Origin of the sequence: Bacillus gobiensis (assembly GCF_001278705.1) — a bacterium.
Classification (GTDB): domain Bacteria; phylum Bacillota; class Bacilli; order Bacillales; family Bacillaceae; genus Bacillus; species Bacillus gobiensis.
On the sequence record NZ_CP012600.1, the window covers coordinates 2,469,133 to 2,490,127 of the forward strand.

Annotated in this window: 23 protein-coding genes and 1 riboswitch; of the genes, 5 read left to right on the top strand and 18 right to left on the bottom strand. The window is 40.5% G+C overall.

Features of this window, described 5'->3' with window-relative positions; translation table 11 throughout:
* Positions 1 to 40: 40 nt before the first annotated feature.
* A riboswitch (SAM riboswitch) is annotated at positions 41 to 146 on the bottom strand.
* Between the two features lie 128 nt (positions 147 to 274).
* From AM592_RS12425 to AM592_RS12460, 8 genes are all read right to left on the bottom strand, one after another.
* On the bottom strand, positions 275 to 616 hold the full coding sequence (locus AM592_RS12425; protein ID WP_053604074.1) for a hypothetical protein: 342 nt from the start codon (positions 614 to 616) through the stop codon (positions 275 to 277).
* Positions 617 to 736: 120 nt separating this feature from the next.
* The gene (locus AM592_RS12430) at positions 737 to 1,045 is read right to left on the bottom strand and encodes a thioredoxin family protein (protein ID WP_053604075.1); all 309 of its coding nucleotides are present in this window, start codon (positions 1,043 to 1,045) and stop codon (positions 737 to 739) included.
* Positions 1,046 to 1,065: 20 nt separating this feature from the next.
* A complete protein-coding gene (locus AM592_RS12435; protein WP_376773354.1) occupies positions 1,066 to 1,398 on the bottom strand; it encodes a toprim domain-containing protein in 333 nt (110 codons plus the stop codon).
* Positions 1,399 to 1,663: 265 nt separating this feature from the next.
* Positions 1,664 to 2,047: a glycine cleavage system protein GcvH gene (gene gcvH / locus AM592_RS12440; protein WP_053604077.1), complete on the bottom strand. Its 384-nt coding sequence runs from the start codon at positions 2,045 to 2,047 to the stop codon at positions 1,664 to 1,666.
* A gap of 59 nt (positions 2,048 to 2,106) precedes the next feature.
* Complete coding sequence (locus AM592_RS12445; protein WP_053604078.1) at positions 2,107 to 2,463, bottom strand: arsenate reductase family protein; 357 nt, start codon at positions 2,461 to 2,463, stop codon at positions 2,107 to 2,109.
* A gap of 109 nt (positions 2,464 to 2,572) precedes the next feature.
* The gene (locus tag AM592_RS12450; protein WP_053604079.1) at positions 2,573 to 4,357 is read right to left on the bottom strand and encodes an acyl-CoA dehydrogenase family protein; all 1,785 of its coding nucleotides are present in this window, start codon (positions 4,355 to 4,357) and stop codon (positions 2,573 to 2,575) included.
* A 17-nt stretch (positions 4,358 to 4,374) separates the two neighbouring features.
* The gene (locus AM592_RS12455) at positions 4,375 to 5,550 is read right to left on the bottom strand and encodes an acetyl-CoA C-acetyltransferase (RefSeq protein ID WP_053604080.1); all 1,176 of its coding nucleotides are present in this window, start codon (positions 5,548 to 5,550) and stop codon (positions 4,375 to 4,377) included.
* 10 nt (positions 5,551 to 5,560) lie between these two features.
* The gene (locus AM592_RS12460) at positions 5,561 to 7,945 is read right to left on the bottom strand and encodes a 3-hydroxyacyl-CoA dehydrogenase/enoyl-CoA hydratase family protein (protein WP_053604081.1); all 2,385 of its coding nucleotides are present in this window, start codon (positions 7,943 to 7,945) and stop codon (positions 5,561 to 5,563) included.
* Between the two features lie 199 nt (positions 7,946 to 8,144).
* On the opposite strand from AM592_RS12460, the gene AM592_RS23325 reads away from it, so the two are divergent.
* Positions 8,145 to 8,273: a YuzL family protein gene (locus tag AM592_RS23325; protein WP_082364007.1), complete on the top strand. Its 129-nt coding sequence runs from the start codon at positions 8,145 to 8,147 to the stop codon at positions 8,271 to 8,273.
* A gap of 59 nt (positions 8,274 to 8,332) precedes the next feature.
* On the opposite strand, the gene AM592_RS12465 is transcribed toward AM592_RS23325, so the two are convergent.
* Positions 8,333 to 9,445: a GerAB/ArcD/ProY family transporter gene (locus AM592_RS12465; RefSeq protein WP_053604082.1), complete on the bottom strand. Its 1,113-nt coding sequence runs from the start codon at positions 9,443 to 9,445 to the stop codon at positions 8,333 to 8,335.
* Positions 9,446 to 9,607: 162 nt separating this feature from the next.
* Entirely contained in the window at positions 9,608 to 10,525 is a 918-nt protein-coding gene (locus AM592_RS12470) for a proline dehydrogenase family protein (protein ID WP_053604083.1), read from the bottom strand.
* A gap of 159 nt (positions 10,526 to 10,684) precedes the next feature.
* On the opposite strand from AM592_RS12470, the gene AM592_RS12475 reads away from it, so the two are divergent.
* Both AM592_RS12475 and AM592_RS12480 read left to right on the top strand, forming a co-directional pair.
* Positions 10,685 to 10,936 carry a hypothetical protein gene (locus tag AM592_RS12475; protein ID WP_053604084.1) on the top strand — a complete coding sequence of 84 codons (252 nt, stop codon included), beginning with the start codon at positions 10,685 to 10,687 and terminating at the stop codon, positions 10,934 to 10,936.
* Positions 10,937 to 10,945: 9 nt separating this feature from the next.
* Positions 10,946 to 11,284 (top strand): spore coat protein, encoded by a 339-nt coding sequence (locus tag AM592_RS12480; protein WP_053604085.1) that lies wholly within the window; start codon positions 10,946 to 10,948, stop codon positions 11,282 to 11,284.
* Between the two features lie 85 nt (positions 11,285 to 11,369).
* Here AM592_RS12480 and AM592_RS12485 read toward each other — a convergent pair whose 3' ends face one another.
* Positions 11,370 to 11,828, bottom strand: coding sequence for a VOC family protein (locus AM592_RS12485; protein ID WP_053604086.1), 459 nt, complete (start codon positions 11,826 to 11,828; stop codon positions 11,370 to 11,372).
* A 254-nt stretch (positions 11,829 to 12,082) separates the two neighbouring features.
* On the opposite strand from AM592_RS12485, the gene AM592_RS12490 reads away from it, so the two are divergent.
* Entirely contained in the window at positions 12,083 to 12,799 is a 717-nt protein-coding gene (locus AM592_RS12490; protein WP_053604087.1) for a nucleotidyltransferase domain-containing protein, read from the top strand.
* Positions 12,800 to 13,000: 201 nt separating this feature from the next.
* Here AM592_RS12490 and AM592_RS12495 read toward each other — a convergent pair whose 3' ends face one another.
* From AM592_RS12495 to AM592_RS12510, 4 genes are read right to left on the bottom strand one after another with little or no spacing between them, the layout of a single operon-like run.
* A complete protein-coding gene (locus tag AM592_RS12495) occupies positions 13,001 to 13,252 on the bottom strand; it encodes a YusU family protein (protein ID WP_053604088.1) in 252 nt (83 codons plus the stop codon).
* A gap of 50 nt (positions 13,253 to 13,302) precedes the next feature.
* Complete coding sequence (locus AM592_RS24375; protein ID WP_053604089.1) at positions 13,303 to 14,124, bottom strand: ABC transporter ATP-binding protein; 822 nt, start codon at positions 14,122 to 14,124, stop codon at positions 13,303 to 13,305.
* Between the two features lie 18 nt (positions 14,125 to 14,142).
* A complete protein-coding gene (locus AM592_RS24380) occupies positions 14,143 to 15,198 on the bottom strand; it encodes a FecCD family ABC transporter permease (protein WP_053604090.1) in 1,056 nt (351 codons plus the stop codon).
* Positions 15,195 to 16,196 carry a FecCD family ABC transporter permease gene (locus AM592_RS12510; RefSeq protein WP_053604091.1) on the bottom strand — a complete coding sequence of 334 codons (1,002 nt, stop codon included), beginning with the start codon at positions 16,194 to 16,196 and terminating at the stop codon, positions 15,195 to 15,197. The genes AM592_RS24380 and AM592_RS12510 overlap by 4 nt, the downstream gene beginning before the upstream one ends.
* A gap of 153 nt (positions 16,197 to 16,349) precedes the next feature.
* On the opposite strand from AM592_RS12510, the gene AM592_RS12515 reads away from it, so the two are divergent.
* Entirely contained in the window at positions 16,350 to 17,315 is a 966-nt protein-coding gene (locus AM592_RS12515) for an ABC transporter substrate-binding protein (protein ID WP_053604092.1), read from the top strand.
* Between the two features lie 24 nt (positions 17,316 to 17,339).
* On the opposite strand, the gene AM592_RS12520 is transcribed toward AM592_RS12515, so the two are convergent.
* The 3 genes from AM592_RS12520 to AM592_RS12530 all read right to left on the bottom strand — a co-directional run bounded on the left by AM592_RS12520 (position 17,340) and on the right by AM592_RS12530 (position 20,932).
* Positions 17,340 to 17,801: a YusW family protein gene (locus AM592_RS12520; protein ID WP_053604093.1), complete on the bottom strand. Its 462-nt coding sequence runs from the start codon at positions 17,799 to 17,801 to the stop codon at positions 17,340 to 17,342.
* Between the two features lie 81 nt (positions 17,802 to 17,882).
* Positions 17,883 to 19,673 (bottom strand): M3 family oligoendopeptidase, encoded by a 1,791-nt coding sequence (locus AM592_RS12525; RefSeq protein ID WP_053604094.1) that lies wholly within the window; start codon positions 19,671 to 19,673, stop codon positions 17,883 to 17,885.
* A gap of 92 nt (positions 19,674 to 19,765) precedes the next feature.
* A complete protein-coding gene (locus tag AM592_RS12530; RefSeq protein WP_053604095.1) occupies positions 19,766 to 20,932 on the bottom strand; it encodes a D-alanyl-D-alanine carboxypeptidase family protein in 1,167 nt (388 codons plus the stop codon).
* Positions 20,933 to 20,995 lie beyond the last annotated feature (63 nt).

Genomic DNA, 20,995 nt, shown 5'->3' on the forward strand with positions numbered 1-20,995 from the left:
AAAAACGAGCAGAAAGGTATTATATGTTGTAATCACCTTTCTCTCATCTTCCAAAGCGTATGCTTCGGGTGAATTGGCACCATTTCAACAAAGTTGACGGTTGCCGGGTTTCATAGGGCACTTCCCTCCACCTCTCTCAATAAGAGAAAACGATATGCGGTTATATAAGACATAGGTCTGATAATACATGAAGAATATCACGCGTAAGATTCTTTGTCAATAAATATTACAAAATTCTTATTGTAATAACATTTTTATAGAAAAACAGAAGTTATTACGCTGTTGTAAAAAAACCATCGGTCAGCCAAAGTATTGCTTCAAGCCTTAAAAGCGCTCGAAAGGAGCCCTTCACTTTTACTGTTCCGCTTTGCACAAGCTGCTGCAGCGGGATATCTCCTTGCAGCAAACAAATTATTTCATGTTGCTCTCCAAAAAAAACCAGATGTGATTTTTCCCCTTCCGACGGGGATCTTTGAGCCATTAATCCTTCTTCGTTAATCGAAATCGAAATGATTTCCCGTTCTCCTGCAAATGCGATTAACAAGGGTGACTTTGATAAAAGAGGTTTTAAAAAAAGACGGCTTTTTGTTGTTTCTGCCCATTCCAATTCATTCAAAATATAGACCCCCCAAAAAAATTGCCTTCATATACCATTTCTCTTTCTTTGAAAGGAGTCCTCTTAGAATTGCTCGACATAAACGGGGATTATTTCCTAAGAAATATGTCAAAAGCCGCTTTATAGAGCGGCTTTTTGTTTAATCGTATCGTATAAATGGGAAACAGATTGAAAAGTATATTCCATGTTTACAATGTCGTTTCCAGACAGGAGAATATAGCAAGGAACACTTTCCACCTTCCATTGTTTAGCTAAACGGGGTGAAAAATTAAGATTGATCTTATAAAAGGGGATAGATGGGAGCATTTCCTCCACAACCTCTAACATTTTGCCTCCAACCTTGCATGTTCCGCAAAGCGGAGTATAGAGATACACAAGATATGTTGGATCATTAATATTCATCACTTCTTTTTCCTGAAGCTCTTTCATGGAAGCGAGACACCTCTATATTATAGATATTTTACCTTTACATCTATATTAGCATTCTGAAGAATTACGGCTAAATGATGACTAGGTGCAGTTGCAACCTCTCGATACGTTTTATCCACGTATAAATGAATCGCCGCAGGAAACTCTCTTTTCAGCTGCTTTCTAAGCTTATCACCTGATTCATCTGAATCTACTAAAATATAGACATCTTTTTCATAAAGTTCTTCGACTAGCTCATCAAGCCGGGTTATGCTGATTGTTCCATTGGTACAAACAATGTCTACCGGATCCATTACAACTTCTTTCACTTTCATTTTGTCAGTTTTTCCTTCAACTATAATGACTTTTTCCATGAGGACATCACCCATCACTATATAATTACATACAAAAAGTAAAATTTCATTCTCAGTTAAAAGTAGTTGGATCCCTTTGAAAGATTACTGCCTGGCCTGGGTTGGGTTGGTTCACCTGAACAACGGCTGGCTCCTCAGGCTTCCTGCTGCAACGCCTTTATTGTCACATCTGTCAGCACCCCAGAACCACACGCAGGAAGATTCGATATGCAAAAATGGACACCCATCTTACCTAAGGGTGTCCACTCCGATTTTTTCTTATCCCTTAGTCTTCCTTTATCATTTCATCGTATTGTTCAGAAGTCATAAGGTTGTCAATTTCGGAGATGTCTTGTGGTTCAACTACGATCATCCACGCTTTTTCGTACGGAGACTCATTTACAAATTCAGGATTATCTTCTAAATCTTCATTTACTTCTAGAACTTTCCCATTAATGGGTGCGTATAGCTCGGAAACGGTTTTAACAGACTCTACGCTTCCAAAAGGCTCGTCCGCTTTGATTTCATCTCCAACTGACGGCAGCTCGACAAACACGATGTCTCCCAGCTCTGATTGGGCAAAATCAGTAATTCCAATTCTTACATTGCCATCTTCAGTTTTTACCCACTCATGTTCTTCAGAATAACGCAATTCATTCGGTGTACTCATTTTCAAACCTCCAGTAATTTTCTAGACTTAAAAAACATCACATTACAATTAATATTACATTATAGCCAGTACTTTTGAAACTCTTCTTCTTTAAATCCAACTGTTGTTTTTTTTCCGTCTGTTGTTAACGGACGTTTAATAAGCATGCCATCTGATGAGAGAAGCTCGAGCATTTCATCCTCTGTCATTTCTTTAACTTTATCCTTCAGTTGGAGCTGCCGGTACTTTTGGCCGCTTGTATTAAAAAACTTTTTCAAGTCCAGTCCGCTCGTTTGATAAAGCTTTTTTAGTTCCTCTTTATCCGGCGGAGTTTCTGCAATATGTATATCGTTAAGCTCTATTTCATGGCTTTCCAGCCACTTTTTTGCCTTTCTGCACGTTCCGCATTTCGGGTACCAATAAAAAGTCAATGACATTCACTCACCTCCAGTATCTACGGAGGTATTTTACCATAGAATGATTTCATCTCCAAAATAACGTACTTATGTAAAAAAGAGCCTGACATGATATCAAGCTCTTGCCTCTTCAAACGACGAATCTTTCCTCAGCAAAAATCATTTTTGCTGCTTCTCTTTTCTTGACTATGATATTTAGGGGAGTATGGCGCGTAAGCTTTCTTAATGCAGAGAGCGTCATGCGAAGGGAATCACCGGATTCTACAGCAAGTATTGTTTCTTTTGCATGTGCTTCTATTTCATTAAATGCTTCCTGAGTAAAGATTTCCGTGTAAAGGAGCTTCTGCCTGCTTTTTTCCTCGCCTTTTTCTGCCAATGATTTTTCTGTTCTTAGAATGGCTGATTCAATTGAATAGACGTGTCCAACAATGTCAGCAAGATTCACAAGTACCTCCTGTTCTTTTTCAATCTCTTTCCCATATCTCTCTGCAGCGAGTCCGGCAGTCATGAGCGCGATTTTTTTAGCATTTTTCAACAAATGCTTTTGCAAATTAAGCGGTTCGCTGCCCGGCTCTTCGGGCATCAGCATCATTAACTCATCCTTAAGCTCCCGTGCTTTTTGAAATAGCGGCAGTTCTCCCTTCATCGCTTTTTTCAAAAAGGTTCCCGGTACGATCAGACGATTGATTTCATTCGTTCCTTCAAAGATTCTGTTAATCCTGGAGTCACGGTATCTCCTCTCTACTTCATATTCCTGCATAAATCCGTATCCGCCATGAATCTGAACACCTTCATCCACAATATAATCCAAGGTTTCTGAGCCCGACACCTTGTTTAACGAGCATTCAATCGCATATTCGGCGATTGCGTCAGCTATTTTAATACCATCTTTTTGGTCTTCTTCGGACAGAGCTCCCAATTTTTCTTCAAAAAGCCCAACCGTACGATAGACGGAACTTTCCATCGCGTAAAGCTTGGAAGCCATTGTAGCTGCTTTTTCACCAATTAAACTAAACGAAGAAAGCGGTTTTTGGAATTGGCGCCGTTGATTCGCATATCTTGCAGACAGTTCGATCACTCGTTTAGATGCTCCAATGGTCCCGATTGCCAGCTTATAACGGCCGATGTTTAATATATTAAATGCGATAAGATGACCCTTTCCTGCTTCGCCCAGAAGATTTTCTTTCGGGACCTCGGAGTTGTCTAGAATCAGTGTTCTCGTCGATGATCCTTTAATCCCCATTTTCTTTTCTTCAGTTCCTGTAGATACTCCGGGAAAGGTCTTCTCAACGATAAATGCGGAAAATTGATCACCGTCTATTTTCGCATAAACGATAAATACATCTGCAAATCCGGAATTTGTAATCCACTGCTTCTCGCCATTTAATATATAATGGGTACCCGCTTGGTTTAATACCGCTGTCGTTTTTGCTCCAAGGGCATCTGATCCCGATCCCGGTTCAGTCAAGGCATAAGCGGCAATTTTTTCACCGCTTGCAAGGTCTGGAAGATAGTTTTCTTTTTGCTTCGCTGTCCCAAAAAAGACAATTGGGAGAGTACCAATTCCGACATGAGCCCCGTGAGAAAGAGAAAAGCTTCCTGCCGTGGAAAATTTCTCTGTAATTAGAGCAGAGCTTATTTTGTCAAGCCCTAGCCCTCCGAATTCTTCCGGTACGTCAGCACCCAGCAATCCTAATTCACCCGCCTTTTTCAACAAGCGAACAGATTGGCTGAAGTTTTGTTCTTCGATTTCGTCAATGTAAGGCAAAACATCTTTTTCAATAAAGTCTTCGGTTGTTTTTGCAATCATCTGATGCTCTTCTGTGATATCCTCCGGCGTAAATATTTGCTTATACGAAACGTCTTCAATTAAGAAGCTTCCGCCTTTTGGTACTTTTTTGATAGTCTCTCCCACTGTATTTCCCCCTTGATTTAAAGTAATTCAAACACTCCGGCTGCCCCCATGCCGCCTCCGATACACATTGTTACAACCCCAAATTGTACGTTTCTTCTTTTCATTTCATGCATCAGCGTAAGTGTCAGCTTTGCTCCAGTACATCCAAGAGGATGCCCGAGCGCTATTGCTCCGCCATTTACGTTGACTTTATCCTCATCTAACCGGAGCTCTCTAATGACACTGACCGCTTGGGAAGCAAAAGCTTCGTTTAGTTCAAAAAGTCCAATATCACTTAAATCTAGTCCTGCAATCTTTAGTGCCCGCGGAATCGCTTCTACAGGTCCGATCCCCATCAGCTCCGGCGGTACTCCGCTAACAGCAAAGGAACGAAATTTTACCATCGGAGCAAAACCGAGAGCAGTTGCTTTGTCTTTATCCATTAAAAGAACGCACGCAGCACCGTCACTCGTTTGAGACGAATTCCCCGCCGTAACTGATCCATTTATTGAAAACGCCGGTTTCAATGTCCCGAGAACCTTCAGATTCGTGTCTTTCCTTACACCTTCATCATTTTCGATGATAAACTTCGTTTCCTGCAGCTTATGGTCTTCACCAACTTCTTTTCGATTTACTTCAACCGGAACAATTTCTTCTTTGAATTTTCCTGCGTTAACTGCCTGCGCTGCTCTTTTATGACTGCGAACGGCAAACTCATCCTGCGCTTCTCTCGACACATTATATGCAGCAGCCACCTGCTCTGCCGTATGGCCCATACCCATATAATATTCAGGAGTTCTTTCTGCAAGGATCGGGTTCGGCCTAGATATATGCCCCATCATCGGAACCATGCTCATCGATTCGGCTCCTCCTGCAAGAATCGTGTCTGCCGCGCCAAGCATGATTTTTTCTGCCCCATAGGCGATCGCCTGCAAACCGGAAGAACAGTAGCGGTTGATAGTAATAGCAGGTACTGTATGCGGAAGTCCTGCCAAAGCCCCGATGTTTCTCGCCATATTTAATCCCTGTTCTGCTTCAGGCGTGGCACAGCCCATAATAAGGTCATCGATCGTCCCCTCATAATTCCCTGCTCTCTTCAATGTTTCTTTTACCGTTAACGCCCCAAGATCGTCTGGACGGACCGTTTTTAATGTTCCTTTTTTCGCTTTTCCTACCGGCGTCCTCGCACCTGTGACAATAACTGCCTCCTTCATTCTATCCCTCCTAATTACGTAAAGGCTTCCCTTTTACCAGCATATGCTGCATTCTTTGTTGGGATTGTGCTTCCCCCGCTAAGCTTAAAAAGGCCTCTCTTTCTAAATCCAGCAAGTATTCTTCCGAGACCTTTGTTCCGAATGGTACATTCCCGCCTGCAATTACGTAAGCCAGTTTTTTCGCAATGTTCATATCATATTCACTTATATAACCTGAAAGCTTCAATGCTTCTGCACCTAACAGCATTGTACCGAAGCCTGTTTCTCCAGTGACCGGTATTTTCACTGGAACAGGCGGGTGATATCCTTGGTCAAACAATGAAATGACCTGCTGCTTTGCATGATGGATCAAATGGTCTTGATTGCTAATGACGAGATCTCCAGCTCGTAAAAAGGAGTACTCCCTTGCTTCCTGCGCGGAGGTGGATATCTTTGCAAATGCAATCGTTTCAAATACGCGGTTTGCAGCTTTTTGATAATCGAATTCTACCCCTTCCGGAAGATTTTCAATGTGATGGAGATAAAGCTCCTTATTCCCTCCTCCACCAGGAATTAAGCCGACCCCTACCTCAACAAGACCCATGTAGGTTTCACTGGCAGCACAAATTTTACCTGCGGGAAGACATACCTCTGTTCCTCCTCCGAGAGTCATGGCAAATGGAGCAGCTACCACAGGTTTTTTACTGTATTTGATCTTCATCATTGCATCTTGAAACCTTCTAATCACAAACTCAATTTCATAAAAATTTTCGTCCTGCGCTTCCATTAATATGAGCGCTAAATTCGCGCCAACACAGAAATTTTTCCCTTGATTTCCGATGACGAGACCCTTGTAATTGGTATCCACTTCCTCCAAAGAAGCATGAATCATTTGAATGATATCCATCCCTATGGCGTTGCTTTTGGAATGGAACTCAAGGAGCGCAACATCATCACCGATGTCGATAAGGCTTGCGCCGTTATTTGACTGAATCACTCCATTTGAGCGCTTTATTGCAGCTAAATGGATCTGATTTTTGTTTTGTTCAAGCAAACGATATTCAGCCTGATTATAGAAAAAAACCTTCCCGTGTTCCCGCAAATAAAAGGATTCATGTCCCTTTCCCAGCATTGTCGTTACGACAGCAGGCACTTCTGCCCCTTCTTCCTGCAGCTTATGGGTGATTTTTTCTACACCAAGAATATCCCAAATCTCAAACGGACCATGCTGCCAGCCAAAGCCCCATTTCATCGCATTGTCTATCGCTGAAATATCATCTGATATTTCGCCTATTAATTTTGCTGAATAGACGAGTACGGGAGCTATTAGTTTCCAAAGCAATTCTCCTGCCTTGTCATCAGAAAATATAAGCGCTTTCATTTTATTTTCTGCGCCCTTTAACGATTTAGCAGCTTGTATGCCTGGTGAATCGAGTTTTGTTCGTGCATGATAAGTCATCGAGACAGGATCTAATTCTAAAATCTCATTTCCTTCTTTTTTATAAAAACCTTGATTTGCTTTGCTTCCAATCCAGCCATTTTCCAACATGATCCTTACAAATGAAGGCAATGTGAATATTTCTTTTTCTTCACCTGTTGCATGTTCATAAACATTTTTGGCTACATGAGAAAAGGTATCAAGACCGACCACATCCAGAGTTCGAAATGTGGCACTTTTCGGCCTTCCGATCAATGGGCCGGTGATCGAGTCGATGTCACCTACGCTGTATTGGCCGGCAATCATTTCTTTTATCGTCACTAACAGTCCATAGGTTCCAATCCTGTTCGCAATAAAATTGGGTGTATCTTTTGCTTCGACAATTCCCTTACCAAGAACATCCTCACCAAAGGTCTTCATGAAGTCTAGGATGCAGGGATCCGTTTCTCTTATGGGTATGACTTCTAACAGCTTCAAGTAACGTGCCGGATTAAAGAAATGGGTTCCTAAAAAGTGCTTTTTGAAATCAGCGGATCTTCCTTCTGCCATTTTATTGACGGATATTCCGGACGTATTGCTGGAAACGATGCTTCCCGGTTTTCGTTTTTCATCGATCAGTGCAAGTATTTCTTTTTTCACCTCAAGATTCTCGACAACGACTTCTATAATCCAATCTGCGCTGTTTAAAGAATCCGCATGATCAAGTAAATTGCCAACTGTCAAATACGCGAGATTTTTAGTTGATGTCAGCGGTGCAGGCTTCTGCTTTACAAGCTTTTGCAGAGCCTCAGTGCCCAGTCTGTTTCTAACCTTATCATCTGACAAAGTTAACCCTTTTTGCTTCTCATCCTCCGTTAATTCATTTGGAACACGATCAATCAACAACACAGGTATACCGGTATTGGCTAGATGAGCGGCAATGCCTGAACCCATGACGCCCGATCCTATGACAGCAGCTTTTCCAATATGCCTCTTCATTCCCATCCCCCTCATTTGAATGAATACTCATTCATTTTTTGTGTAAAAAAAATGCAGTTATTATCCCTCTTTTTTCATCTTAAAAGAATTTGAAAATTTCTTCAATAGCATGTTGGAAAAAAGATCTCTCGAACGCTAACGTATTGATTTTACGGGAGTGGAAAGGATAAAAAAACGAGCAATGGGGGTGATACTAGTTATGGCGCGTCTGAAGAAAGATCCATCAAAAGCGGGAGTCAGCGCTGCAAGCGTTAAAGGAAGTGCCGGTCCTGTACAAAGCAGGGAAGGCACAGGCAGGCGAAACAGCAAAAACCAGCAGCCAAAGTAAAACCTAATAATATGAAGCGGGATTCTATTTTTTTACACAGAATCCCGCTTTTATTAAACTTATGTTAGTTTTGTGTTTGATTTAGATTTCATCTTGCGAATTATAGCTACGAGCAGCAGAAACAATGGAATAATTATGAAAAGAGGAATGTGGATGTAATAGCGTAATGTTTCTCTCCCTTTTTCCAAATGTTCTGTAAAATTGGACGCCATCGCCAAAGATAAAAAGATGATAATGATCCCTGAAGGCAAAAGAATTTGTTGATAATCTTTCAGCCGAAATAAATCCACTACTCCGATAACGGCACCATACATAAAGATGGAAGTTTTAAAGAACACGGTAATCAACATAGTAAAAACAACAATCGCATCAAGCCTTTGGATAAACTCTAAAAGATTGACCGTTGAAACTGTTGATAATGTAGGAAATGTAGCTCTTTCTGCAGTATCAACACCAAGAACAGCAATATTCAAGCTTGATGTCCAGCATAAGATGAGTCCGCTTGAAACGATGGAAATCAGCCACACGTTTTTTACTAATCCGCCTCGATTCAAATAAGGAAGCAGCATAGTAAAAACGATCATTTCACCAAAAGGAAAAGGAGTGGTATCCAGAAGAAATGTTTCTATGATCGGTGTCCATCCGTTTTCAAGAAACGGCTGCAAATTATTTATGTCAATATTTCCTGAAACGAGAATAAATAAATTACCTGCTAACCCGAATAAAAACAAAATAACAATAAATACTTCTGCTGTTCTTCCTATCACTTCAATCCCATGATGAACGACATAACACATCAATAGAACCAATAAAAGATTGATCGCTACTAGCGGTGTTTCTTGTAAGGTTGACGAAATAAGCAAACCGCCGAAATCACGGACATTTCTGGCAGCAATATAATAAAAATATACGATATAAACTAAACCAACGATCCATCCAAGATATTTCCCCAATATTTTTCGTGCATATCCGGTTAAAGGTAAATTTGGGTATTGACGAAATAAGTAGTAGTAAATTGAAAATAAGATCATCCCGCCGCACATTCCTAGAAGAATGGCAAGCCAAGCATCTTTTCTCGCTACTATTCCATAAGCTACGATCAACGAAGTCCCCATGTTAAACATAAACATCAAGGCAAAAAGTTGAATCACACTAATTTTCGATTTTTCCATTGGCCAAGTACCCCATCCTTCATTTCAACTTAAGTTTTGCATACCCTTCCTGTCTAATCTTTTATCCTATCCTACTTCCAGATTTCAATACTAATTGCCAAAAATATTTTATATGGCCAAATAAAAAAACCCCCGGAGCTCAGGAGGGTTTCAATTTCACTCTTATTTTCTAACCATTCCCTTCAAAACAAACGCCACGTTTGCCGGCCTTTCAGCGAGCCGTCTCATAAAATAGCCGTACCAATCTTTGCCGTAGGGAACGTAAATTCTCATTTTATAGCCTTCTTCCACCAATTCCTTCTGCCTTTCCGTTCGAATGCCAAAAAGCATTTGGAATTCAAATTGGTCAAAAGGAATTTGATACTTTTCAACTAATTTTTTCGTATATTCGATTATGGCATCATCATGTGTAGCAACCGCTGAATAATTGCCATTTTGCAAATGCATTTTTATCATCTTTTTAAAATTCTCATCCACATCTTTTTTCTCAGGAAACGAAACTTTCGGAGACTCTTTATAAGCCCCTTTCACAAGTCTGAGATTTGGCTGGTATGAACTAAGATCGATCAAATCGTTTTCCGTTCGATACAAATACGCTTGAAGGACTGTTCCGACATTGTCATATTCCTTTGTTAAAATCTTGAAGATGTCCAGCGTTTTTTGGCAAAGGGAATAGTCTTCCATATCTATTGTGACAAATACATTATTTGTCGTAGCTTCATTTAAAATTCGTTTCATGTTTTTAAGAACAATCTCGTCTGATATTCCTAATCCCATAGATGTCAATTTTAACGAAAGCTGTGAATCCAAATTGTTGGCACGGATCGCTTTAATTGCTTTGATACATTGGGCTGCCATATCATTTGCTTCTTTCTCGGTGTCAACAAACTCTCCTAAGTAGTCTAACGTGACAGCCAATTGCTCGTTATTAAGTCCCTTTATTACACGTACAGCCCGATCTATTGTTTCTCCAGCAACAAACCTTCCTGCGCCAAAACGAAGACCGTATTTTTTGGCAAGCCTTGTCATCATCTTATTTTTTGATAAAAACAATAAAGAGTCACGCATGAATTGTTCCATCCGAAATCCCCCTGTTTATATAAAAACAAGTTGTAACGATCTAGATTTTTTTCTAATAGCTTACCATCTTCAGAAGATTTTGAATACAAACATTGATAAATACTTTTTCTCCCTTTTGGAACGATAAAGAAGATCAGAAAAAAGAGGAGGACCACATCATTGCAAAATCAGCAAACAAGTATGAACACACCGCCACCGGTCATTTCTACAAAGGATTTTCTATATTTGGAAGACATGCTTCATTGGAATCTAATGGCAATGAAAAAAGCTCATGCATTTGCTGGACAATGCCAGGATCAAACGATCAAGAACGAGCTTGACCAAATCGGACAGATGCATCATAAGCATTATCAAGCGATTATGAAGCACCTGCAACCGAATCAAATGGGACAACAAACTACGTTGCAATAGGAGGACCAAATGAACCAGCAAAATCAAACAACCGTTGGTAATCAGCCGACACCGGTACCTGAAACGAGCGCAATGAACGACCGAGACTATATGAACGAACTTTTGGCGACTGAAAAGTATATCACGGATTCTTACTGTACAGCATTAAATGAGTTCAGCCATGATGCGCTCTATCAAGATATTCACAGCATCTTTAATGAGTCTAAGGATGCACAGAGAAGGTTATTTAATGTTATGTTTCAACACGGCTGGTATAAAGTCGAAGCTGAAAAAACCCAAAAGCTTCAGCAGGCATATACCCAATTTCAGAACACATTGGAGAACCAGTCTCCATATCAGCAGCATTAACAATGAACAAAAGGCAAATAACAACATTGTTATCTGCCTTTTGTTCGTTCAGTTTTAAAAGAAAGCTGCACTGTTTTCAATAGAATTACACATTAATTTCACGCATCGAACCTAATACGATGTTATATCCATCAGGGTCTTTAATACACGTGTTTTTAAACTCCCATTTGCCGTGTATACCTGTAAACGGTTCTGCTGCAATTTGTCCTCCATTTCCACGTACTTCTTCAAATAAAGAGTCCAAGTCATCCCAGCTAACGTGTATATATGTGTCCCAACCGTAATCAGGACCCTCCCAATCAGTCGGATAATCTGGTCGCTTTTTTGCTAAAGCGTTCGGTCGCACATCATTAGGAGAGTTCGCCTGTTGCAGAATAATTATCATATCGTCTCGTTCTGCGTGTCCCCAATCATCTACTCGGCATCCGAGGACATCACGGTAGTATTCCTGTGATTTTTTTAAGTCGGAGACTAAACGGACTTGAATTGATAGTCCGAATTTCCCCCTCTTTTTGGTATCCACCTTGTCTTTATTTTCGTTCATATTCATGTCTCCTTTCAATTACAGTATTGATTGAAAAAGGCATTCATGATTATGTTCTACTAATTACTATCATGTTCCTTTTTGATTTTATTTTTTAAAATGGAATATGGAATCATATTCTTTTACTTATATTATTATTCTCATATGTGATTCTCTTTTAGAAAAAGGCAAATAAAATAACAGGCAAATAAAAGGATTACTAGTGGTAAGATACGAATTCAATTAGGGGATAAATTTAGAATGAGGTGAAAAAGATGGGGGCAGCAAAAAAACTAATACCAATTGAAGCAGCTAAACGGTTTATTACTAAACACTTCCCTGACTGTCAAGGAGCTGTATTGGCTGGAAGTGTTGTTAGAGGTGAGGCAACAGATACGTCTGACCTTGACATTGTTGTTTTTGATAACAGCATAACATCATCCTACAGAGAGTCATTCATTGATTTTGGTTGGGCAATTGAGGTTTTTGTTCATAATTTAACTTCCTATAAACATTTTTTCAATTTGGATTATCAAGATGCAAAACCTTCGATGCAAAGAATGATAGTAGAGGGGATTATACTAAAAGATCAAGGAATCATAGATTCTATAAAAAAAGAAGCTAAAGAAATGCTAGATAATGGTCCTCAAAAGTGGACAAAAGAAACAATTAGGATAAAACGTTATTTTATAACTGATGTACTTGATGATTTTATAGGATGTAATAATCGAGCTGAAGAATTATTTATAGCAAACACATTAGCCGAGCTTATTCATGAGTTTGTTTTAAGAACAAATGGCCATTGGATAGGTTCTTCGAAATGGATGATTCGTGCTTTGAAGCATTATGATATAAATTTCGCTGAAGAATTTGTTGAAGCCTTTGACGTTTTTTATAGAACAGGTGATAAAAGCAAAGTTATTCTAATAAGTGAAATGGTTTTAGAACCGCACGGCGGACGATTGTTTGAAGGATTTTCTTTAGGGAAATGAAGGTTAGACACCAAGTTTCCAACAACCGAAACCAAGGTTGCAGCGTTCTCCCTTTTGCCAAACTTATCTAAAAAAGTGTATTTAGTCGAATGAGAAAGCCTTGCAAATGCTCCATCATTACATTTAGAGGCAGATGACAGTTTGAAACGGGGCACATTTCCTTTAGTCTAATTATTTATCAAAAATAGAGCCCCGTGATTGTTATTCCTTTCCATTCTTCCTATGCTCTTCATTCAACGTTTTGATATGGTAGATGACTTCTTTAATTTCTTTCTTAGCATCAGGATAGGTTCCGTTCCAGTGCTTGGCAAGAGCTGGCATGCTTTTTGCGATATGAGTGTAAATAATCCACATTTCTACTTGCTTTTTTAAATCTTCATCTGTTTCGCCAAGCAAGAGTTCCGTGTACTTTTCTAGAAGACCATCGATTTGTTCCTCTAATTTATTTGACAACGAATTTCTCTCCTTTTCTCATTGAAACATTTTACGTCTGCACCGTAATACTATGCATTTTGCTCCAAACTGACCTGTCTGACAATACATCTGCCCCGTCCATGAGGAATGCAAAGCGGAGTACCAAACAGCGGATCACTTGTTACTTGGCAGTTCATTCCAAACACTTCCTGAACAAGATTACAATTCATAATTGTTTCAGGTCTCCCCTCAGCATAAATCTTCTTGTCTTTTATGGCAATCAGATGATGCGCATATCGGCAGGCAAGGTTCAAATCATGCAGAACCATAACGATGGTGCGCTTTTCTTTTTCATTTAATTCAAACAGAAGGTCGAGAATTTCAATTTGATGAGTCATATCTAGATAAGTCGTTGGTTCGTCAAGCAGGATGATATCCGTTTCCTGTGCTAGAGTCATTGCGATCCAAGCTCTTTGCCTTTGGCCGCCAGAGAGTGAATCAACTGTTCTTTCTGCTAATTCTTTCGTTCCTGTGGCCTCGAGTGCCCGTTCAACTGCTTCTTCGTCTTCTTCCGACCATTGCTTCAGCCAATTTTGATATGGGTATCTGCCTTGTTTTACAAGCTGAAGAACTGTAAGACCTTCCGGAGCAGCAGGTCCTTGAGGCAAGATGGAGAGCTCTCTTGCAACCTCCTTAGTTGGAAGCTTTGCAATGGACTTACCTTCCAAAAGAACAGATCCTCCTTTTGGTTTCATCAGCCTGGCTAAAGACCTTAGAAGGGTTGATTTGCCGCAGCCATTGCTGCCGATGAATACTGTAATTTCACCTTTTGGTATTGTTACGTTTAACTCATCAATAATCAAACTATCTCCATATCCCAGGCTTAACGTGTTTGTTGATATAGCACTCATAATCTGAATCCACTCCTTCTATTGATTTCTGCTTTTATAAAGCAAGTAGATAAAATAAGGTGCGCCGATCGCCGCTGTAAATACTCCAGCCGGAATTTCCAAAGGGGCGAATGCGCTTTTTCCAATTAAGTCAGCTAGAACAACTAGTAAACCGCCGAGCAATGATGCAGATGGCAGCAATGCGCCGAAGGAAGATCCGACCAGCCTTCGCGCGATGTGCGGAGCAATAAGCCCGACAAACCCAATGGCTCCTGCAAAAGATACAGCGCAGGCTGTCAATGCTGTACTTAGAAGCAGCAAATACAAACGGTGGAGCTGAACCTTGCTCCCCACTCCTTTAGCTACTTCTTCACCAAGCCCTTGAATATTCACATGGCGGATAGCAAGAAAAGAAAGGAGTAACAGTACAACTGCCGCAACACCTAATACGTAAACCTCACTCCAGTTTGCTCCATAAACTGATCCTGTGATCCAAATATTCGCTTGCTGTACTCTGTGGATAGGCCCTTTTATCATCAAAAGTGTGGTCAATGACTGAGCAAGCATTGACGTTCCTATCCCAATTAATATCAGACGAAAAGTAGATACTCCGTTTTTATAAGAAAGTGCGTACACTACCATGCCTGTTATTGATGCACCGGCAAATGCGGCAAGGGGCTGCCATGCAATATTGACGGTTAAAGCGCCGCTGCTCGTTGAAAAAAGCAAAATAAACAAAACTATGGCTACAGATGCACCGCCGGTAACTCCGATGATATCGGGAGACGCCAGCGGATTGCGGATGAGCCCTTGAAGTATGCTTCCTGCAGCTGCCAGACAGATTCCCGCCAATAGGGCAATAAGTATTCTTGGCATTCGAAAGCTTTGGACGACAAGCTGATCAAGTTTTGAACCAATTCCGAGCAGCGATTTGCCAACGTCAAGAGGAGAAATAAATCGATCTCCGACTCCGGCGCTCACAATAATTGACAGAACTGTTATGCACACTAATATGAGAAAGGTGATAACGGCTCTTTTATCTAATAAATATGAAATGTTTCCTTTATTTACTCTCATCGGACGATAATTCTTCATCGCTGATCCCCTTTTCTTGCTATGTAAATGAAGACAGGGGTGCCAATAATAGCAGTCATCACACCGACTGGTACCTCTTCAGGCATAATAATGTACCTGGCTCCGATATCTGCTGTGATCAGTAGTATCGCTCCCAAAAGAGCGCAATATGGCAAAATCCAGCGATGGTCATTGCCGACAAGATATCTTGCAAAATGCGGAACTACAATTCCAATAAATCCTATTGGCCCTGCAATGGCGACTGCTCCCCCAGCAAGAATAATGATGGACACGGCCATCATCAGTTTGATTAAGCCTGTTTTTTGGCCAAGGCTTTTCGCTACATCCTCCCCCATGATAAGCACATTAATTTTCCTGCCTAACAAAAAGCTTCCTATTAATGCAATAATCAGATAAGGAGAAAGAGAAAGAAGTAGCTGCAGGTTACGGCCTTGGACAGATCCTGCAAGCCAAAATAAAACCTGCTCCAAAGCAGCTTCATTCACGGCAAGCATCCCCTGGGTCAAAGAAGAAAATAATGCCGCGATTGACGCTCCTGCAAGGGTAAGCTTTACCGGTGTAAGGCCATCTATGCCTATTGAGCTTATAAAATAAACGATAAATGCCGCAATTGCAGCCCCAGCAAATGCGATCCAGACGTTGGCTTGTAAGGATTGTACATGAAAAAAAATCATTGATACTACTACAAAGAATCCGGCTCCTGCGTTGACACCAAAAATGTCTGGGGAGGCTAATGGATTTTTCGTCAGCGCCTGCATCAATGCTCCAGCTACAGCCAGCGCAGCACCGACAACAGCAGCGACAAGCGCTCTTGGCAATCGGACATTCGTAATAATAAGATGCTCGTTTGATCCATTAAATGCTTGAAACGCATCAATTGCTGTCTTCCATGATGTATCTGTATACCCATATACCACGCTGCAGCATATGGCAGCCAATGAAATCAAGATTAAAAATAAGGAGACCCAGATTTTTTGTCTATTCGTCACTAAAAGCATGTTTTGTTTCTCCTGATTGATAGAAATATTGCCTGCTTCTATAGTAACAAATTTTATTGATCTTGAAAATCATTTTCAATTAAAGATTGACATTATTAATCCTTCACATTATGATCTAATTGATAATGATTTTCATAGGAGGATTTTACATAAATGAAAAATAGAATACTATTATCTTTATTTACTGTTATACTATTACTCATTCTTGCTGCATGTGGCGGCGGATCGTCTGAAGACAGTTCACCAGATAAAACTAGATCCATAGACCACGCAATGGGAACTGCTGATGTTCCTTCTGAACCTAAAAAAGTCGTTGTTTTAACAAACGAAGGAACAGAAGCTTTGTTAGAACTGGGGATTACACCTGTAGGGGCTGTCCAATCTTGGACCGGAGATCCTTGGTATGACCATATTAAAGACAGCATGAAGAATGTCAAAAACGTGGGGACAGAGAGCGAACCGAACATTGAAGCGATTGCCGAATTAGAGCCAGATTTAATCATCGGAAATAAAATTCGTCAAGAGCAAGTCTATGAACAGCTTTCCGAAATCGCGCCAACAGTTTTTTCCGAAGAGCTCCGCGGTGATTGGAAAGTAAATTTCAATCTCTATGCAAATGCAGTCAATAAAGAACAAAAAGGAAAAGAAATTATCGATCAATTCGATAAGCGAGTGACAGATTTAAGTGAAAAGCTTGGAGATAAAAAAGAGAAAAAGGTTTCCGTAGTCAGGTTTATGGCTGGCCAATCACGGATTTATTATAAAGATTCTTTTCCTGGTGTAATATTGGGCCAGCTCGGATTTAAATATCCTGCAAATCAGGACAAAATATTTGAATCTCAAGACGACAAGTTTGCATATATGACTGAAAGCAAGGAATCAATCCCGGAGATGGACGGAGATGTTCTATTTTACTTCACTTATAAACCAGCTGAATCTGAAAAAGATGCGAGTGAGTGGGAGAATAATTGGACGAACGATCCGCTTTGGAAAAATTTAAAGGCTGTTAAGTCAGGAAATGCGCATAAAGTTAATGATACAGTTTGGACAACTGCAGGCGGAGTGAAAGCTGCGAATCTGCTGCTTGACGATATTGAATCTTACTTCCTGGAAAAGTAAAAAAAGCAGTTTAAAGAAGAGCCCTCACGATTTGTGAGGGCTCTTCTTATGATAATTTAATTGGTTTCCGTCCTTCATCGTTATTTCCAAATCAAGCTTTTCGTAATCTTCCTCTAAATTAAAGGAAGATAGGATGTCATGAACTAACGAATCCTCTGATTGATTATTCTCCGGCTGCAGCTCGTCAAGCATCATTTTCATTTCTACTAACGCTTCGTCCCCGATATGATTGACTCCACTAAGGCCGTCTTTAATTTCTGCTGTTTCTTCTGGCGAATTGCGATAAATGGCTTGAAATGAATCCTGGTTTCCTTGTCCGTAGTAAACCGCAAGCTTGAAGCTTTTAAATGGGAGCGTCGATTGATCAACATCAACGGCATCCGCAACATTTAACGAACGGTCTTCTGTTTTTTCAAAACCGGCTAACCCGCATCCCGAAGTAATGGCCACACAAACAATCATCATCATCTGCAAAGACAGACGCATGCTATTCAACTCCCATACGAACACTTTTTTCCTTTAGCATGCTCCACATGTTTGCAGGTTATGCGTGTCTTATCCTGCGGTTTAAGTTAAACGCAGAAATTCTTCAGCATCCTTTATAGAAAGCTCGATTGCATCCTCCCAAAACTCACGTTTTGTCAGATCAACGTTTAGATGCTTTGACGCCAGATCTTCAACTGTCATTGAAGCGGTATCCTTTAATAGCGCTATATACTTTTCCTCAAATCTCGCTCCTTCCTTCAATGCTCTTGCATAAATACCCAATGAAAATAAATATCCAAATGTATAAGGAAAATTATAAAAAGGCACAGATGTGATATAAAAATGAAGCTTTGAGGCCCAGAAATACGGTGCATAGTCGCCTAACGCATCACAATAGGCTTCTTTTTGCGCCTCAACCATCAATTGATTTAATCTCTCCGCAGAAACCATTCCTTTTTTTCTTTCTTCATAAAATCTTGTTTCAAACAGGAACCGGGCATGGATATTCATATAAAATGCGACACTTCTCTGAAGCTTATCTTCAAGCAATACCAATTTTTGTTCGTCCGAATCGGCTTGCTTTAACGCCGCATCAGCGACAATCATTTCCGCAAATGTAGATGCAGTCTCGGCCACATTCATTGCATACCCTCTATTTAAAGGGCGGACATCGAGCATTGCCTCCTGATGATAGGCATGCCCAAGTTCGTGGGCAAGGGTCGAAACGTTTGAGGCGCTGCCAGAAAACGTCATGAAAATTCTCGATTGTTCGCTTTCGGGGAAGCTCGTACAGAAGCCGCCCGGGCGTTTGCCATCCCGGTCTTCCGCTTCAATCCATCGGTCTTTAAACGCTTTTTCACTAAAAGATGAAAGCTTAGGAGCAAATGACTTGAACTGATCGACAATAAAATTAGCCGCTCTATCATACGAATACTCCCCTGCATCGGTTCCGATCGGGGCTTCCAGATCACACCAATCGAGCTTGTCGAGCCCTAAAAGTTCTGCTTTTCGATTTAAGTAATCGACAAACGGCTGTTTGTTATCGCTGATGACCTCCCACATGACATCCAATGTTTCTTCTTTCATCCGATTGATTTCAAGAGGCTCCTTTAAGACGTTGTTCCAGCGTCGTGCGCCATAAACATTTAACCTGAATCCGCCAAGGTGATTCAGTGTTCGGCTAAGGATATCAGCATCCTGCTCCCATGCGCGATTTAAATTTTCTGTAATTATCTTTCGCGTATGGCGTTCCGGCCTTGCAGTTAGATTAGAGGCTTGGCCAACCGAAAGCATTTTCGTTTCTCCGTCGTCTTCATACGGAATTTTAATTTTAGAAACGATTGCATTGTACAGATCTCCCCAAGAATGATAACCATCAACTGCAATCCCTTGAATAAGCGTCTCCTGTTCGACCGAAAGACGATCTTTTACCTTTTCTCTTCTTTCATTTAATATGTATGAAATTTCTTTTATTTCTTCCTGCTGCAGCAGTTCGTTCCAAAGGCTTTTGTCAATTTCCGAGAGCTTTTTATCGAATAAGACCAAAGAGTTATGAAATGTTGCACTTAACTGTGTGATCTCTGATCGTTTCTGATTTGCCTTTAAGTCTTTCATATTTTGAGCCTGTAAGCAGCTGACAAATGCTCCAGCCTGTCTTGTCTTCTTCACGACACTTTCGAATAAGCTGAGAATGGCTGACAATTCATTTATATCACCGGTATGCTTAGGACTGGTAAAGGACTTGACCTGTTCATGAAAAGCAGACAATTCTTCTCTGATCATATTCAAATAGGAAGCAAACTCTTCTGAATGGCTCCCTCCTTTAAAGAACACATCCAGATTCCAGGTTTCTTTTAAATTATTTAGTGTCATACCTATTCTCCCTTCTCGACTATTCTTTTTATTATAAGCTAATTATGAAAATATTGTTAGAAAGAAAAAGAGCCTCCGACTAAGTCAGAAGCTCAACTGTTTCTTAATTTTTTTACAAATCTGTCTGTCGCCAATAAACCCAGCAGGCAAAGAACCATTAAAATGGGCGGCAAATACCGATTGATTTCTCCATCCACATGCTGTGTCTGTTGAATCGGATCTTCTTCTTTCGGTTCATGTTTATTGTCAATTGCCAGCTGCATCGAATTTATTATCCGGCCATCTTCTCCCAGTATATTCAGCTTACCAGAGCTATCTACACGTTCGGAAAGGGTTTCGTTTTTTTTCTTCGTGATCATTAAATCACTTGGCAGTTTGGCGCTGTCTGCCGATTCTGTCGAGAAGGATTCACCTTGAACATATTTTTTGGTTTCAAAGCCTTTGAAGCCGTAATCAAGGAGCTGCATCGTATCCTTGTACATGAAGTTTTTTTGATCAGCCTTCAACACGACTGCGATGAGATCTAAATTGTCTCTTTTGGCTGTCGTAACAAGGGTGTGCTTAGATTCGTTCACAAAGCCATTTTTACCGCCTGTAATTCCCGCATAAGAAATTTCCCCTGTAAGCATCCGGTGGTGATTAACCAGTGTCGTATCCCATGATTTTCCGTTCCATGGGAGTTTTTTTGTTTGAAAAATTTCTCTGAACCCGTCATTTTTCATTGCATACGCGGTGATTTTCGCCATGTCTTCTGAGGTTGTATAATGATCTTCATGAAAAAGTCCGCTTGGATTCATAAAATTCGTCTGAGAAACGCCTATTCTCTCATGGAGGTAAGCATTAATATCTTTTGAAAATTGATCAGGATTACCGCTGACATATTCCGCTACGGCCATTGCAGCGTCATTGCCTGAGTTGATCAGCATGCCTTGAATCAATTGCTTCAATTTCATATGTTCTCCTTCTTCAAGATACACCTTCGTTCCATCCATATTTGCCGCATTGGCACTCACGGTAACTTTATCTTCAAGATTCGCTTTTTCAATAGCATAAATAGCCGTTGCAATCTTAGTTATACTCGCGGGGTACATTTTTTTTCCGCTGTTTTTTTGGAATATAATATCCCCTGACTTCGCATCCATCAAAATAGCAGATTCACTTTCTAACACAGGCTCTTTCTCAGCTGCACCTGCCTGCTTTTGAATTCCTGCTGCAAATAGTAGGACGATAAGTAGAAGAATGGATCGTATAAAGAACATGGAATCACCTGTATATGTAAAAGTTTCGAAAAAGTCTATATTTCCCTCTTAAATCTTATCAGT